The 13,714-nt window shown below is 55.5% G+C and carries 22 protein-coding genes; 4 read left to right on the top strand and 18 right to left on the bottom strand.

The features are described from left to right. Positions 1-2: 2 nt before the first annotated feature. Genes HXY31_RS08515 through psmA form a run of 15 tightly spaced genes read right to left on the bottom strand, consistent with a single transcriptional unit; the run spans position 3 to position 8,489 of the window. On the bottom strand, positions 3-716 hold the full coding sequence (locus HXY31_RS08515) for a 30S ribosomal protein S4e (protein ID WP_292641956.1): 714 nt from the start codon (positions 714-716) through the stop codon (positions 3-5). Beyond that, positions 717-1,217 (bottom strand): 50S ribosomal protein L24, encoded by a 501-nt coding sequence (rplX, locus tag HXY31_RS08510; RefSeq protein WP_292641955.1) that lies wholly within the window; start codon positions 1,215-1,217, stop codon positions 717-719. It lies immediately after the preceding gene. Next, the gene (locus tag HXY31_RS08505; RefSeq protein ID WP_292641952.1) at positions 1,217-1,657 is read right to left on the bottom strand and encodes a 50S ribosomal protein L14; all 441 of its coding nucleotides are present in this window, start codon (positions 1,655-1,657) and stop codon (positions 1,217-1,219) included. The genes rplX and HXY31_RS08505 overlap by 1 nt, the downstream gene beginning before the upstream one ends. Next, complete coding sequence (locus HXY31_RS08500; RefSeq protein WP_292641950.1) at positions 1,641-1,982, bottom strand: 30S ribosomal protein S17; 342 nt, start codon at positions 1,980-1,982, stop codon at positions 1,641-1,643. Before HXY31_RS08500 ends, HXY31_RS08505 begins: the two co-directional genes overlap by 17 nt. An 8-nt stretch (positions 1,983-1,990) precedes the next feature. Continuing rightward, positions 1,991-2,257, bottom strand: coding sequence for a ribonuclease P protein subunit (locus HXY31_RS08495; RefSeq protein ID WP_292641948.1), 267 nt, complete (start codon positions 2,255-2,257; stop codon positions 1,991-1,993). Beyond that, positions 2,254-2,466, bottom strand: a complete 213-nt coding sequence (rpmC, locus tag HXY31_RS08490) for a 50S ribosomal protein L29 (RefSeq protein ID WP_292641946.1) — start codon at positions 2,464-2,466, stop codon at positions 2,254-2,256. The genes HXY31_RS08495 and rpmC overlap by 4 nt, the downstream gene beginning before the upstream one ends. Beyond that, positions 2,453-3,145: a 30S ribosomal protein S3 gene (locus HXY31_RS08485; RefSeq protein ID WP_292641943.1), complete on the bottom strand. Its 693-nt coding sequence runs from the start codon at positions 3,143-3,145 to the stop codon at positions 2,453-2,455. Before HXY31_RS08485 ends, rpmC begins: the two co-directional genes overlap by 14 nt. Then, complete coding sequence (locus HXY31_RS08480; RefSeq protein ID WP_292641940.1) at positions 3,142-3,615, bottom strand: 50S ribosomal protein L22; 474 nt, start codon at positions 3,613-3,615, stop codon at positions 3,142-3,144. Before HXY31_RS08480 ends, HXY31_RS08485 begins: the two co-directional genes overlap by 4 nt. 5 nt (positions 3,616-3,620) lie before the next feature. Continuing rightward, entirely contained in the window at positions 3,621-4,028 is a 408-nt protein-coding gene (locus tag HXY31_RS08475; protein WP_292641938.1) for a 30S ribosomal protein S19, read from the bottom strand. A gap of 54 nt (positions 4,029-4,082) precedes the next feature. After that, positions 4,083-4,361: a 50S ribosomal protein L23 gene (locus tag HXY31_RS08470; RefSeq protein WP_292641936.1), complete on the bottom strand. Its 279-nt coding sequence runs from the start codon at positions 4,359-4,361 to the stop codon at positions 4,083-4,085. Further along, positions 4,358-5,161: a 50S ribosomal protein L4 gene (rplD, locus tag HXY31_RS08465; RefSeq protein ID WP_292641934.1), complete on the bottom strand. Its 804-nt coding sequence runs from the start codon at positions 5,159-5,161 to the stop codon at positions 4,358-4,360. The genes HXY31_RS08470 and rplD overlap by 4 nt, the downstream gene beginning before the upstream one ends. Next, a complete protein-coding gene (locus HXY31_RS08460; RefSeq protein ID WP_292641932.1) occupies positions 5,158-6,150 on the bottom strand; it encodes a 50S ribosomal protein L3 in 993 nt (330 codons plus the stop codon). The genes rplD and HXY31_RS08460 overlap by 4 nt, the downstream gene beginning before the upstream one ends. Before the next feature lie 52 nt (positions 6,151-6,202). Next, a complete protein-coding gene (locus HXY31_RS08455) occupies positions 6,203-7,042 on the bottom strand; it encodes an RNA methyltransferase (RefSeq protein ID WP_292641930.1) in 840 nt (279 codons plus the stop codon). A gap of 2 nt (positions 7,043-7,044) precedes the next feature. After that, positions 7,045-7,704, bottom strand: coding sequence for a peroxiredoxin (locus HXY31_RS08450; RefSeq protein ID WP_292641928.1), 660 nt, complete (start codon positions 7,702-7,704; stop codon positions 7,045-7,047). A gap of 47 nt (positions 7,705-7,751) precedes the next feature. Further along, positions 7,752-8,489, bottom strand: a complete 738-nt coding sequence (gene psmA, locus HXY31_RS08445) for an archaeal proteasome endopeptidase complex subunit alpha (RefSeq protein ID WP_292641927.1) — start codon at positions 8,487-8,489, stop codon at positions 7,752-7,754. Positions 8,490-8,579: 90 nt separating this feature from the next. Between psmA and HXY31_RS08440 the strand changes: the two genes are divergently transcribed. Beyond that, positions 8,580-8,996 (top strand): DUF371 domain-containing protein, encoded by a 417-nt coding sequence (locus tag HXY31_RS08440; RefSeq protein ID WP_292641924.1) that lies wholly within the window; start codon positions 8,580-8,582, stop codon positions 8,994-8,996. Here the strand turns inward: HXY31_RS08440 and HXY31_RS08435 are convergent. Beyond that, positions 8,983-9,489: a winged helix-turn-helix domain-containing protein gene (locus tag HXY31_RS08435; RefSeq protein WP_292641921.1), complete on the bottom strand. Its 507-nt coding sequence runs from the start codon at positions 9,487-9,489 to the stop codon at positions 8,983-8,985. The two genes, HXY31_RS08440 and HXY31_RS08435, sit on opposite strands and share 14 nt — an antisense overlap. A 280-nt stretch (positions 9,490-9,769) precedes the next feature. Continuing rightward, entirely contained in the window at positions 9,770-10,603 is an 834-nt protein-coding gene (purC, locus tag HXY31_RS08430) for a phosphoribosylaminoimidazolesuccinocarboxamide synthase (protein WP_292641918.1), read from the bottom strand. 422 nt (positions 10,604-11,025) lie between these two features. Here purC and purK point away from each other — a divergent pair, with 422 nt between their 5' ends. Together purK and purE are read left to right on the top strand one after the other, a co-directional pair. After that, positions 11,026-12,210 carry a 5-(carboxyamino)imidazole ribonucleotide synthase gene (gene purK, locus HXY31_RS08425; protein WP_292641916.1) on the top strand — a complete coding sequence of 395 codons (1,185 nt, stop codon included), beginning with the start codon at positions 11,026-11,028 and terminating at the stop codon, positions 12,208-12,210. Next, a complete protein-coding gene (purE, locus tag HXY31_RS08420) occupies positions 12,207-12,728 on the top strand; it encodes a 5-(carboxyamino)imidazole ribonucleotide mutase (protein ID WP_292641914.1) in 522 nt (173 codons plus the stop codon). The genes purK and purE overlap by 4 nt, the downstream gene beginning before the upstream one ends. Positions 12,729-12,740: 12 nt before the next feature. Here purE and HXY31_RS08415 read toward each other — a convergent pair whose 3' ends face one another. Continuing rightward, positions 12,741-13,244: an RDD family protein gene (locus HXY31_RS08415; protein ID WP_292641913.1), complete on the bottom strand. Its 504-nt coding sequence runs from the start codon at positions 13,242-13,244 to the stop codon at positions 12,741-12,743. A 193-nt stretch (positions 13,245-13,437) separates the two neighbouring features. Here HXY31_RS08415 and HXY31_RS08410 point away from each other — a divergent pair, with 193 nt between their 5' ends. Next, positions 13,438-13,713 (top strand): hypothetical protein, encoded by a 276-nt coding sequence (locus HXY31_RS08410; RefSeq protein ID WP_292641910.1) that lies wholly within the window; start codon positions 13,438-13,440, stop codon positions 13,711-13,713. Position 13,714: the final 1 nt, after the last annotated feature.

Here is a 13,714-nt window from a genome sequence, read left to right as displayed (position 1 = left end):
TTCTAGTTCACCTTTATCACCGGTTTGTCAGAGCCGACCACCATGACCATCTCGACCGGAAGCTCGACTGACCTGTCCTCGAACGCGACAAGCGCCCTCGTAGGAAGCGAGAAGACCCCCTCGCGGAGGTCCTCTATCTTGCCTATCTTGCCGGCGTTGTCGCCTGTTATGATGAGCGCGGTCGCGCCCTTTTCAAACTTGATGTGGTCCTTTATCTTTGACTCTGGCAGCTGCATGACGCACGTGTCGCCGACCTTGAGCTTGGCGTCGCTTATCAGCGTCTTGCCGTCGTGGAAGCCATACTGGATCTTTTTGCCCTTTATCATGACCTTGCTTGTCACCTTGGCAAGCTTCACGTTCTTTTCAGAGCCGTCGACTGCGACTGGCGCCAAAAGCTCCGAGTCCTTGGGAACTAGCCTGTAGGCCTGGCCGTTTGAAAGCTCCACGACATCCATGAGGCCGACTGCGAGGTTGGGGTCGCGCCTGACAATGCCGTCGACTTTGATCTTGCCCTCGTTGAGTACCACCTGCGACTCGCGCGCAGTCTTGGTTGCCTTGATGGCGTCGCGAAGCACCATGCCAAGCGGGTACGCCCTGCTCTTGGGGTGCGGGCCCGGCTTGACGCGCATCACGAACTGGCTTTCCTTCCTCTTGATGTCCCAGAACGTCGGGGCCATCTGCCTCTTTACGCGCGTATCTCCGCCTTTCTTACCCATTTACTTTGACGCCCCCTTTTTCTTTGCCGCCTTTGCTTTCTTGGCGACCTTCTTTGCCTTTTTGGCTGTCTTCTTTGGCTTTGCCTTTGCCTTGACCTTTGCAGGCTTGGGTGCCGCTTTAGCCTCTGTTGCCGCTTCGGCCTTTGACTCTGCAGCCGGCTGCTCCTTGGGGCTTGTACCCGCAAAGCGCAGCTTGTCGTCTGTCTTGACGCTTGTTATCATAACCTTTGAGGCGTGGATTGGTACCTTGACCTGACCGCCCTTGACCTTTTCGTGCTGTATGCCTTCGATTATCAGGGTGCCGAACTTGACGTTGACGCGGTCGACCTTGCCCTCCACGCCCTTGTACTCGCCGCGCATCACGCGCACCGAGTCGCCCTTTATGACACGCGCGCTCCTGCGGCCGTACTGCTGGCGCAGGCTGTCTGACAGCGTCGAGCCGACCATCTTGTCGAGCTGGTGCTTTGGAACGTGCAACAGTTTTGGATTCATCTGTGTCATTAGACTATCATCCCCGCCAGGTTTGCTATCCTCGGCCACTTTTCTGCGGCCTCGCTTGCGACCGGCCCCTTGATGTCCGTGCCCTTTATCTCGCCTTCAGGTGTCACGAGCACTGCAGCATTGTCTTCAAAGGATATGCGCGTGCCGTTGGGGCGCCTTATCGGGTATTTCTGCCTCACGATTACTGCGCCGAAAACCTGCTTGCGGAGCTCGGCCGGGCCCTTCTTTACTGTCACCGTGACAAAGTCTCCGACCGCCGCTGCCGGCTGGCGCGAGTGCCTTCCCTTGTACCTTGTGACCTGCGCGATGCGCAGCACCTTTGCGCCGGTGTTGTCGGCGCACACGAGCTCTGCCGTTACCGGCAGCGCCCTCGTGATGTACGGGCGGAACTCCTCTACGCCCTTGGCTGAAACTGCTCTTGACTTAGCTCCTGCCGCCATCCTTTGTGTTCACCTCAATTACAACGAAAGATATCGTCTTTGAAAGTGGCCTGCACTCTGCTATCATTACCTCGTCGCCCTCCTTTGTCTCGACGCACTCTGGCAGGTAGGCGTGCACCTTTGACCTGGACCTGACGTACCTCTTGTACTTTGGAACTGGCCTCGGGTACTCCCTTGCGACTACCACCATCTTCTTTGCCTTGGCACTTGTGACCGTGCCCCTCAGCAGCTTGCCCCTGATGGAGAGCGTGCCGTGGAACGGGCAGAGATCGTCTGCACATTCTTTGCGGGGCGCAACAACTGAAACACCGATATTTCTTGTCATACTATCACCTATAATCGCGATACGCGGTCCTCAGGTCTTGCTATCAACGACGAACCACTTATAAAGCAAGCGCCGGTCTGCGTTTCGATTTCGATCTTTTTTGCAGCAGATTTTGCAACCTGCTTTGTCCCGCTGCTCGTTCTTAATGAAATCGTGTTTTTGGTTTCAAACACTATCGTGCCACTGACGCCTGCAAGCGACGGGTCTGTCGACTCGGCGATTTTTGCGCCAAGGCCTACGAGCTCGTGCGCCAGAATATTTCCAGGAGTTATCATGCCGACGCCTTTGCCTTCCTTTCGTTCAGGATGGTCATGATGCGCGCAATGTCGCGCCTCACGTACCTTATCTCTCCCGAGTGCTTCTTCAGCGTTCCCTTGGACTGCTCGGACCTCATCTTTGCAAGGTCTGCCTTCATCTCTGACAGCTTGCCTGCAAGGTCTGTGTCGTTCATTTCACGAAAAGTCTTTAGCTTAATTCGTGCCATTTACTGTCTCCTCCTTTTGTTCGGCCGGCGCTTCTTGAACTGCATCTGCCGCCGGGGTTTCTGCGGGCTGCGGCGCCGCAGGCGCGGTGCCGTCGACCAGCTGGAACTCTTGCGGGAGCTCTGCCTTTGTCGCTATGCGGAGCTGGATGCCCATGAGGCCCATCTTTGTAAGTACGTGCGTGATGCCCGTCTTTACAATGTGGCCTGCGATGTCGCCACTCTTCGGGACGACGCCAACCGTGTGCTTTTCAAAGTGGGCGCGCTCTGTGCGGAGTTTGCCCGAAATAACCACTTCAACGCCAAGCGCGCCTGCGCTCATTATCGTGTTGAGAGTCCACATCGAGGCGCGCCGAAATGCAGTCCCGCGCTCTATGAGCTGCGCGATCCTGTTGCACATTATCTCCGGGTTCAGCTCCGGCGACGTGACTTCAAGGACCGATATTTGCGGGTTCTGCAGGCCAAACTTTTGCTCAAGTTTTGCCATCAGGTCCTTGATGCCTGTCCCCTTGCGGCCGATGACGAGGCCCGGCCTTGTGACAAAAACGGTTATCCTTGCGCCGACGGGCGTCTTTTGGATCTCTACGCCACCAAAGCCGGCGTCTTTGAGCTCGCGCCTCAAAAACTCGTTTATCTCCATGTTGCGGTAGCTGTTCTTCATGACGTTCTTGACTGCGCTCATTCTGTGGTGCCCTCCTGTGCGACCAGTTCCACGTGGACAAGCGTGTCGTATTTCGGGCTTGACCTTCCCATCGCCCTTGGCTGGAACCTCTTCAGCTTGGTGCCCTTGTGCACGACCGCGCTGACGATGCGAAGCCTGTCAAGGTCCATGCCCTTGTATTCTGCGTTTGATTCCAGGTTGTCGAGAAGTTTCAAGAATTCTTTGGCTGCCTTTTGCGGGAACCTGCCTGCAGAAAAGCCGTCGCGGATGTTGCTCCTGTGTGCGACCTCGTTGTGGTAGCGCCGGTACGGAACCGCCTCTTTCTTGGCGACGACGTTTTCAAGGAACTCGCGTGCCTTTTCGATGGACTTGCCAGAGATGGCGACTGCTATTTCGCGCGAGTGCTTGTGCGAGATGCTTTTCTCGCGGACAGAGGCGCGCACGTGGCGGGCCTTGTCAAAGTTGTGGAAAGCGTAGGAGTATTGTGGCATGACTATCACTTCAGCGGGACGTACAGGCTGGACCTGGATGCGCCGACACCCGGTGCGCCGTGCTGTACCCTCTTGTTTGTTATCGCATATTCGCCTAGGTAGTGGCCGACCATCTCGGGCTTGATTGCGACTGCCGCAAACTCTTTGCCGTTGTGAACGTTGATGGTTAGGCCAATCATGTCTGGAAGTATAATCATGTCCCGGACGTGTGTCCTGAGCTGACCCTTCAGCTTGCCTTCGCGGGCCAGCTTTATCTTTTCGCGCAGCTTTCTCTTTTCGTCGTTCATGTAGGTGCCGACGCGCTTTGAAAGAGACCTGCGCTGCCTTGCATTGAGAAGCGGGAGCACGCTCTCGACAGACATTGACTGTAGCTGTTCAGGCGTGTAACCCTTGAACTTGAATTCGCGTACCATTAGATCATTCTCTCCTCCGCAAGTTTTCCATTTTTAAACCTAGCGAGCGTCATGCTATACCAGCCCCAGCTTTGTCGCAAGCTCGCGCGCGCCTTCCGGCGCCTTGAAAGTGACAAACGCCTTCTTGCCCTGTATCGTGCGCGCCGTGTTGACCTCTGCTGCCTCTGCCTCGTACAGGATGCGGATTGCATCGACTATCTGCTTCTTGCTTGCGTGCTCTGACACCTTGAACGAGAGCTTGTTCTCGCGCTCTATTTGGTTGAACGTCTTTTCTGTAACGTAAGGGGCGATGATTATCGTGCTTGCCTTCTCTGCAGACATTTCCTCGCTCATTTCACCATCTCCATAATCCTGTGCAACGGCGCCTTTACTTCCTTCAGGTGCTCGATTGCGTTCTGCGAAAATATCGTAAGCCTTGCAGGTTTTGAGCCCGGCGCAAGGTCAAGCACGCTTATCTCCTTTGCCGTCTTGACAGAAACGCCCGGGAGGGACTTGATTGCAGTCGCCTTGGCTCCGTCGCCGACGACGACAAGTGCGCTGGTGCCGGTTCGCGCCTTTCTTCCGCGCCTGCGCGCAGTGCCTGAGCGCGCCTTTCTGACTGCAGCGCGCGCAAGGTCGTCTGCAAGCCCGAGCGCCACGAGCGCGCTTTTCAGGTCCTTTGCCTTTGCAATCGACTCGATGTCGTTTGAGACGACTATTGGGAGTTTCACGTCTTTTGCAACCTTGTGGCCGCGCCCTTCAACCAGGTCGCGCCTTGAAGTCGCAGCTATTGCAGAGCAAAGTCCGAGCTGCTTTTCCTTCTGGTTTATCTTTTTGTAAATGTGCTTCCACGACTCTGGAGGGTGTGCGACCCTGCCGTGCCTGACGCCTGCCACGCCTGCTGCCTGGCCTGCGCGGGGGAACCCTTCGCCCCTCGCCCTTGCGAGCCTTGCGATGCCAAGGCCCGTGTTCCTGGACTCGGCGCTCACGTTCTCGCCTGCGCCGGGGTAGCGTCCCTGCCTCTGGTAGCCGTGCGACGCGACGTTCACGTAGACCTTGTGGATTACCTCTGGCCTGTACGGCGTGTCAAAGACTACTGGGAGCTCGACACTTCCTGCGTCCTTGCCGTCGATGCCTCTTAATGCTGCCTTCATTCCACTATTACCTCCAGAACCTTGGGCTCTGCCACCTTCTTGGGCACGTTGCGTATCGGGTGGCGCATCTTTATCAGGCGCTTTGGAACGCCAGGGATTGAGCCCCTGACCACGATATAGTCGCCTTTTACGAGGCCAAAGTGCTTGAACCCGCCCTTGGGGTTAATCGCGCCGTCCTTCTCGGTGTTTGACATTATCAGTATGCGCTTATTGTATTCGGTGCGCTGGTGGAAGCCGTGCTGGCCCTGCCTGGCGACTGTGTACATGACTACCGCAGGCGAGATTGGACCCAGCGTTCCTACAGCGCGAACGCTCTTTCTTGACTTGTGCTGCTTGCGCTTTATTCCAAACCTTGTGACCGGGCCTTCTATTCCCTTGCCCCTTGTTATGCCAAAAACGTCGACGTTCTGTCCCAGCTGCAAAATGTCGCTTGCCTTTATCTCCTTGCCAAGAACGCTCTTGACGTATTCAAACTGTGCCTTGGCGTCCTTGCCAGATACTGCGAGCTCGAAAACAAACGGCTTTTTCTGTGCTATGCCGACCGCGCTTGGAGTTATGGAAGCAATCGCAACGACAGAGCTTGCGCCGGCGACCTTTGCCTCTGCCTTGGCAAGGGAGTCGTCGGCCTGCTTTATCTCGACTTTGCGCGACATCTCTTTTGGAAGGTCTTTTGCATAGGCGTCAAAGATGGCGTGCTGGCCAAAGTTGTCCGTCTTGTATCCGCGTACGCCGATAATTTTGATCGGCGGCGTCGCGATGACCGTCGCGGCATTCATCAGCTGCTTGCCAAAGTTCGGTGTCTTTTCCCTGTCGTCAATAGTCAGAACGTGTATACTGCCAACCTTGAAACCAGCAAAACCCAAAAGAGTGCTCTTTTCGCCTGCCGCTTGCGGCCAAGTCCTCACCTTTGCTTCGAGGCTCTTGGCTCTGGCCCTCGGCCTGAAGGCGACACTGCCCCTTCTGGGCGCGCTGTACTTGCGATGACCCATAGATACTGCATCAGTCCGCCCAATCCTTTTATAAATTATGCAGTGTCAAAAGCTAGTTCTTTGACAAAATCGAGCTGTTGAGTATCGCAAGCGTGCCAAGCACTGCCTCTTCAAGCCTGACGGTCTCGGTGGCCTGGCCCGGAAACATGTTTATCACGAACTCCGGCCTGGCGCCGCTCTTTTCCCTCGCAAGTATCTCCTGCACGCCGTGCTTTGGCGAGCCGAAAATAACGAGCACGTTTTCAGCAGTCTTGACCCGCTCTGCGAGCTTGACTTCTGTGTTCTTGAAATACGTGCCCTTGCGCGAAGCCACAATGACTGCGGTGTTTTCCACACCTGCCAGCAGTTTCACCACCGACGGCACCTCTTTCACCTCGTAGCCCCAGTACTCGAATATGTCAAGGTCGGTTGCCTCCATCGCGCGCAGCTTTGGAAAAGGCGACGTGAACTTGACGTTCACCTTCTTGCCCTCAAAGCCCTCGCCGTCAAAGGGCACGAGCGACCCGAGGCCGGCCTCGACGAACAGCTGGCCCTTCACCTTTGCAATCACGCCGGTGCGCACGTCGCCGGCCTTGATGGTCTTGATGTCCTGCGCCGGCTTGTGGTGCGGCGCCTTGATGGGGTGAAGGATGCCTGCAAACTCCAGGTGGCTCATCTTCGGGTACAGGATTTTCCGCAAATACTGAGGCGTGTCAAGGTAGCGCAGGATTGTGCGCAAAAGCACGGGGTCGTCCTGCTCAAACTGCGAGAGCGGGTCGTGGTAGATGTAGATGCGCTTGACCCTGAAGATGGAGCACGCGCGGGCAAACTGGGCTATCTTGGTGCTCTTGTCGCGCTTTGTCTGCTCGTCTGAAAGCGACGAGTCGGGTATTGCGACCCAGAGGTTTGGCATGTCTATTCGCTCAGGAGCTCTTGGACGACGTTTTCAAGGTAGCCAGTTGCGCCAAAGAGGTTGTGCCGCAGGTTGCCCTTTTTGTCTATCACAAGCGAGGTCGGCGTCCCGCGCATCGCGTATTCCTCAAACGTCTTGGCTGAATACTCTTTGTGCTTCAGGTATTCTTTGACGCGCGCAATCAGAACCTGCCTGTCCTTTTCGCTGTATGACTTGAAGTCAGGCACGTTTGCCTCGATAAAGTCCATGACCTTGCTCTCTGTCAGCTCGCCGGTCTCCTTCTTGAGCAGGTCCATGGCGACTGGGAACGGGATCTTGTATGGCAATTTGCCGCCGTTTTTCAGCTGGCCGTACTGCGCAAGCGCCTTGTGCGTCTCGCCAATGACCTCGCCGGTGGTCAGGAGTTTTTGCAGGTTTTCAAGCGTGTTCTTGTCATAGTCTTCAAAGGCAGTCGCCATGCCAAGCACGGTCACGCCCTTGTCGTGGTACTTTTCGTAAAGGTCGATTGCCTCCGGCAGCCCGTACATAAAGCAGCCCGGGCAGTTTACCTGGAAAACTTCAACGACTATTACATTGCCCTTTTCCTTGTCTATGTTAGTCGGCCTCCCTTGCACCCAAGTCGACACCTGCAGGTTAGGGGCCTTTGCACCGATTCTGGCCATAACGTACCAGAGGCTGCGCTCTCGTTAAATTAACCTTGCCTTGATTCTCAGGCCGCTCTTCTGCCGGAGCGTTCCTTTGCCATCGCGGCGTACTTTTCGAGCTCCTCGTCCTCGACCTTGCGCATGGCGCGGGTCTTGGTGTCGATGATGGCCATCTTCAGGCTCTTGGTGCTCGACTTGTCCTCGCTCACGATGAAGATGCCCTCGACTGCAAGCGCTGCCGCCTCTTCAAGCGAGACGTCTGGCTTGTAGGACTTTTCGAGGAAGTCTGTGACCTGGTCGCTTCCGGCGCCTATCGCCACCGCGTCGTAGCCGATGTAGGTGCCAGACGGGTCGGTCAAAAACAGGTTTGCGCCGTTCTTGTCGACGCCTGCTAGTATGAGTGCCACGCCAAACGGCCTGACGCCTGCGTACTGCGTAAATTGCTGGGCCATGTCGGCGATGTTCTTGGCGACGCCTTCCACGTCGACCGGCTCGTCGTAGATGAGCCTGTTGCTCTGCGCAAAGAACCTTGCGTGGTCAACCTGCGTCCTTGCGTCCGGGATGTAGCCTGCCGCAGCGACGCCGATGTGATCGTCGACCTGGAATATCTTTTGTGTGACGTTTGAAATCTGGAGCTTTCTTGTCTTTTCCTCAACCGCAAGGACGACGCCGTCCTTTGACTTGACGCCAATCGCAAGGGTTCCGCGCCTTACGGTTTCAATAGCGTATTCTACCTGGTAAAGCCTTCCGTCCGGCGAAAATACGGTGATCGCCCGGTCATATCCTGCTGCTGCGGGTAACAATTCGAGCTACTTTGCCCCCACCGTTTAATTTAAGTTTACCTCGTTTTTGCGCACGCTTGATTTTAATATCGTTTCGCAGTCAGACAAGGCGTGCAGGAAGAGATAGCGTTCTTTGGACACCCAAATGTCCAGTCGTTCCACGCCCGGACTGTGGAAATAACAAAGGAGGAGCACCTCACGCTAAGGGGCGACTGCATAATCGGCGTCAGGGCGACAAAGGCGTGCGCGGATCTCGAACCTGCAATCAGAAACAGGCTGATGAAAAGCGACTCGCACGTCAAGATAGAGATCGTGGTCGGAAACGATGTCTACGCTATATCTGGCAGCGGCGACGAGCGTCTGACGCTCAAAAACACGCACGACATCGTGATACGCAAGACAAACTTTGTCTGCCCGCGCACGCTGTCAGTAAGGTGCGACAGGGCGTCGTCTGACATACCAAGAAGGATGGTCCAAGTACTCAAGGACCCTGCCACAAAGGGGCTTTTCCGCATCACTGTCGAGTAGTCTCAAGCGCCCTTGCAAGCGCGGCGTTCATTATCTCTGCAGCCAGAAACTCTTTGCACTTGCCCTCTTTCTCTGCAAGCGCGACGAACCTCTTGTCTGCGTAGATGCTGTTCAACACTTTTGCCATCCTTGCGCTTGCGTCGCTTATCGTCTTGGCCGCCTTTGCGTCAAGGTCTGCTGGCGCGCTGCAGCTGTATGCCCTTACCGTCGCAGAGTAGTATTTCATCACCGCGCCCCTCACCTCGACCATCTTGGCCGTTTCCACAAGCCCTGCCCGTTTTAGCGTGTCAAGGTGGTGCCTGATAGTCGTCGTGGCCTTCTTCATGCCCGAGCCTGCAAGCGCCTTTGCAATCTCCTCTGCAGTCATGGGCTTGTGCGCCAGAACTTCTAAAATCCGAAGCCTTGCAGGGTCGCCGATGCCTTGTGCCGCCTGGTGGCTCAAAGTCGTTATCCTCTTGACTTTCACTTCCTTCTGGAGCAGTGTCTCTGACATTTCCTATCCAGTTCTGCAAAAGAATGAAAAAGCCTGTATCAACTAGTTTTGCCCAGCTTGTCAACTGCAATCGCAGCCGTAGTTTCGCTATTGCAGACATGACATCAAACAGGCGGAATGGTAGCGCATCTATGTAGATGACATGACTACGACAGACATGATAGCGCTACGACGCTGATTGGCAGGCGGCAGGGACGGGTATCATTTGCCAGCCAAGAAAGCCGTACAAGCACGACAGGGTGGCAAAAACGCCCCTAGACGGCCTGCCAGATTGAGCGGATCAGAGCCTTTTCCCGCTTATCTTTTCGTACGCGAAAATATAGCGGCGCGCAAGCTCGCTGACTATTTCCGGCGCCACTTCAGGCGGGTCCGGCTTTTTCCCCTCCTTTGCAAGCCTGTCGATTTCGGCCTTGAAGCCCGTCTTTATCAGCCAGTCGCGCAGGTGCTGCTTGTCGTAGGCCTCCTGCATCTTGCCGGGCTGGTAGTCCTTCTCTAGCCACAGCCGGTATTCGTCAGGCCCAAGCGAGTCGCCAAGCACTATCTTGCCTGTCGAATCACGGCCAAACTCGAACTTGACGTCGGCTATGATAAAGCCGCCCCTGCCTGCAATCTCGCTCATCTTTTCATACAGAGATATCGACGTCTTCTCCAGGTAGTCGTAATCCTTTTCGCTGACAAGGCCCATCCCTATTGCCTGCTTTTTGTCAACGGGCATGTCGTGCTCCTCTGATTTTGTCGTCGGGTCAAAAATAGGCCTTGGCAGCTTGCCTGCAAGGACAGGCTTGTAGTCTGCCGGCAGGCTTTTTCCAAGGTGGTCCTTGTACCTTTCCTGGAACGAGCCGTAAAAGTAGCCCCTGACCACGCATTCTAGCGGTATCATCTGCAGTTTTTTTACTACCATTTTGTCTTTGTCCTGTATCCTGAGCATGTGGTGCGGCGTGCCAAGGGCGTTGAACCAGAACTCGCCGAACCTGCAGAGCACCTCGCCCTTCCTGGGGATGGGCGTTGCCATCTTGACGTCAAAGGCAGACACGCGGTCGGAAAAGTGGAACAGGACGTTGCCGTCTTCAAGCTCGTATATGTCCTTGACCTTGCCCTTGCGGATGAGCCTCAACGGGCTTGAGACTGCGCCCAGAGAATATCTGCTTATCTGTTGAAGGTGTCATAACTATAGACAATCCTTTTGGGTCAGCATCAAAGCTAGAACACAATGGTCGAACCGCTGCCAGAGGATTCTGCATACCTCTTATCTATGATTAGACGGCATCCCGGAGTTAATGGCAGAGTAATTATGATAGAGACGGGTTTCGCCCATGATCATTGTATTGACGCACTCAAGGTATTGGTTCTTGGAGGTTTCATTTATCTCAAGTTTGACCATCCGGAAGACTGGTTCCATCCTCGTTTTGAGATTTGCAGGTTCTTTCCAAGGACTTGACCATCATCCATCACCTTACAGGCTTCATATCGCCCGTGAGCTGTACAGAACCCTGTTGAAAGACTTTTTAACGGCGCGAAATTCATTGCCTCTGTCGGATGGCAGAGTTCTCGCTAGCCCTTGACCGGCCAGTTTGCATCGGCATCATCGGCGGAGGGCAGCTCGGCAAGATGCTTGCGCACGAGGCCTGCCGCATGTCGTTCAAGGTCATCGTGCTCGACCCGACGCCGGGGTGCCCTGCTTCCAAGATAGCCGACGAGCAGATAGTCGCCGACTTTAAGGACGAGCAGGCCATAATGAGACTTGCAGAAAAGTGCGACGTGCTGACTTATGAGATAGAGCTTGCCAACTCGACTGCGCTCAAGCAGCTTGAGGAGCGCAACTACCCAGTGAGGCCGGCGCCGGAAACCCTGCGGATAATCCAGAACAAGTACAGGCAAAAGTCGTTTCTGAAAAAGCACGGCGTGGCGGTGCCCGAGTTTGCGCTTGTAGAATCGGAAGCACACCTGCAAACGCTGTGCGACAAATTCGGCTACCCTGCGGTATTGAAGGCGACGGAGGACTCGTACGACGGCCGGGGGAATTTCGTGATAAGGTCAAAGGCAGACGTTGGAAAAGCATACATCTACTTTGCAGGGCGTGAGACCATGCTTGAAAAGTACGTCAGGTTCTCGCACGAGCTTTCCATAATGGTGGCCCGCAACCCGTCGGGCCAGATAGAGTCCTTCCCGGTGGCCGAAAACGTGCACGAGCAGGGGATACTTGTCATGACCATAGCGCCTGCCCGCGTCAGCCGCGCGGTGGAGGCAAAGGCAAAAAGGCATGCAGAAAAGGCGATGAAGGTGCTCCACGGCGCAGGCATATTTGGGATAGAGATGTTTGTCACAAAAAGAGGCGACGTGATGGTAAACGAGATAGCGCCGAGGGTACACAACTCGGGCCACTACACAAACGAGGCGTGCTCTGTCTCGCAGTTTGAGCAGCACCTGCGCGCGGTGCTGGACCTGCCACTTGTAAAGCCGGAGCTACTCTCGCCTGCTTGCATGGTAAACATCCTGGGCCCTGAGGGCTTTGAGGGCATGTATGCGGTTGAAGGGCTAAAGAGCGCCATGAAGGTTCCCGGCGTCGCGCTTTACATATACGGCAAGCAGTCGTCCAAGCCCCGGCGCAAGCTGGGCCACATCACCGCAACAGGCAGGACGGCCGCCGAAGCAATAGCGCGGGCCACAAAGGCAAGAAAGTCAATAAAGCTGGTCCCCTCTAACACAGGCGGGAGCGCATGAAAAAGCCGGTTGTAGGCGTGATAATGGGAAGCGACTCGGACCTGCCTGTCATGAAGGAAGCGTCCGAGTTTCTGGAATCGCTCGGCATACCCTGCGAGGTGACAGTCGTGTCTGCGCACAGGACTGCAAAACGAATGGTCGACTACGCCCAGGGCGCCAGAAAACGCGGAATTAAAGTCATAATAGCAGGAGCAGGCGGCGCCGCGCACCTGCCAGGCATGGTCGCTGCGCTTACGCCGCTTCCCGTGATAGGCGTGCCGATAAAGACAAAGAGCCTCGACGGCATGGACTCGCTCCTCTCGATAGCCCAGATGCCGCCAGGCGTCCCGGTGGCAACGGTGGCGATAAACGGCGCCAAGAACGCGGGCATACTTGCGTCGCAGATACTCGCGCTTTCAGACGACAGGATAGCAAAAAAAGTCGAGCGATTCAAAGACGGCCTAGAAAAGGCAGTGCTTGACAAGGCCCGGGCACTTGAAGACGTGGGCGTCAGGCGCTACCTGCAGAAAGAAAAGTGATTCTTGCAGCCGTCAGTCCTTTCTGTAAGACACGGACTGCGAGCCGTTTGACTCGGCAGCCTTTACCACTATGGTGTTGCTTGCCCTGCCAAGCAGCCTCTGCCTCTTGTCGTTTGTGAATATCCAGCCAAAGAACACGTCTATCGGGAGGATGAACGCCTTGCCAAAGCTCGATATCGCCACGCTCTTTGCGTCGGCAATGTTGCCAGCAAGGTTCGCGGTCTTTATCTTGAGGAGTTTCTTGCCTATCGACTGGCCGCTTGTCGACTCGAAATAAGTCCAGTAGCCAAAGAACATCAGGCTCTGCACCGCGTATTTTATGGCGCCAAGCGCCGGGTTTTCCTGCATGCCCTGGTTGAACGCAAGGGGCGCATACGCTATTGAGAATATTATCTCGGCTGCCGTCATCACTATGATAAAGTCCAGAAGCCACGCCCAGAATCTCGTGCTCCACTTTGCCAGCACCAGCTCGGGCTTTTGCGGCGGTAGGCTTTCATGACTCGGTTCTGAAGTCATGCCTAGACTTCACAGTGAACGTATAATAGCTGCAGGAATTCTCTGCAGCGCAGTGCACTGCTTGTAGGCTGTTCAGCCGCGCCTGAACCTGCATAAAAGAACTGTTTTTCTGGCCGCTTTTCCACTGGAAACGACCCCCCACCCTGCCCTGCGGCAGTAGAATTTATTTGGCAGCCTTTCTGCTACTCTAGCCGTGGAGCACGAGCATTCGCACTCACACGAAGAGCACGGGCACTCCGACGAGGAGCCTGTCATAGTCAAAAAGTTGTCGCCAAACCAGATGCTTGCAGCAGACCTGAACGACCACGGCATAGTGGCAGAGGCTGTCGCTGTTGGAACGCACTCTCTTGAAAAGCAGGAATACTACAGCCACAAGTTCGGCCTGAACTCCAAGTTTGTCACAAACAGGGGCGTAATCCGGGTAAGCGGCAAGAACTTTGACCTGGTGCAGGTGCTGGAGAGGAACTGAG

Source organism: Nitrososphaera sp., from assembly GCF_013388945.1.
Lineage (GTDB): Archaea > Thermoproteota > Nitrososphaeria > Nitrososphaerales > Nitrososphaeraceae > Nitrososphaera.
The sequence above is the reverse complement of the archived record's forward strand: the minus strand, read 5'-3'. Positions and strand labels throughout refer to the sequence as shown.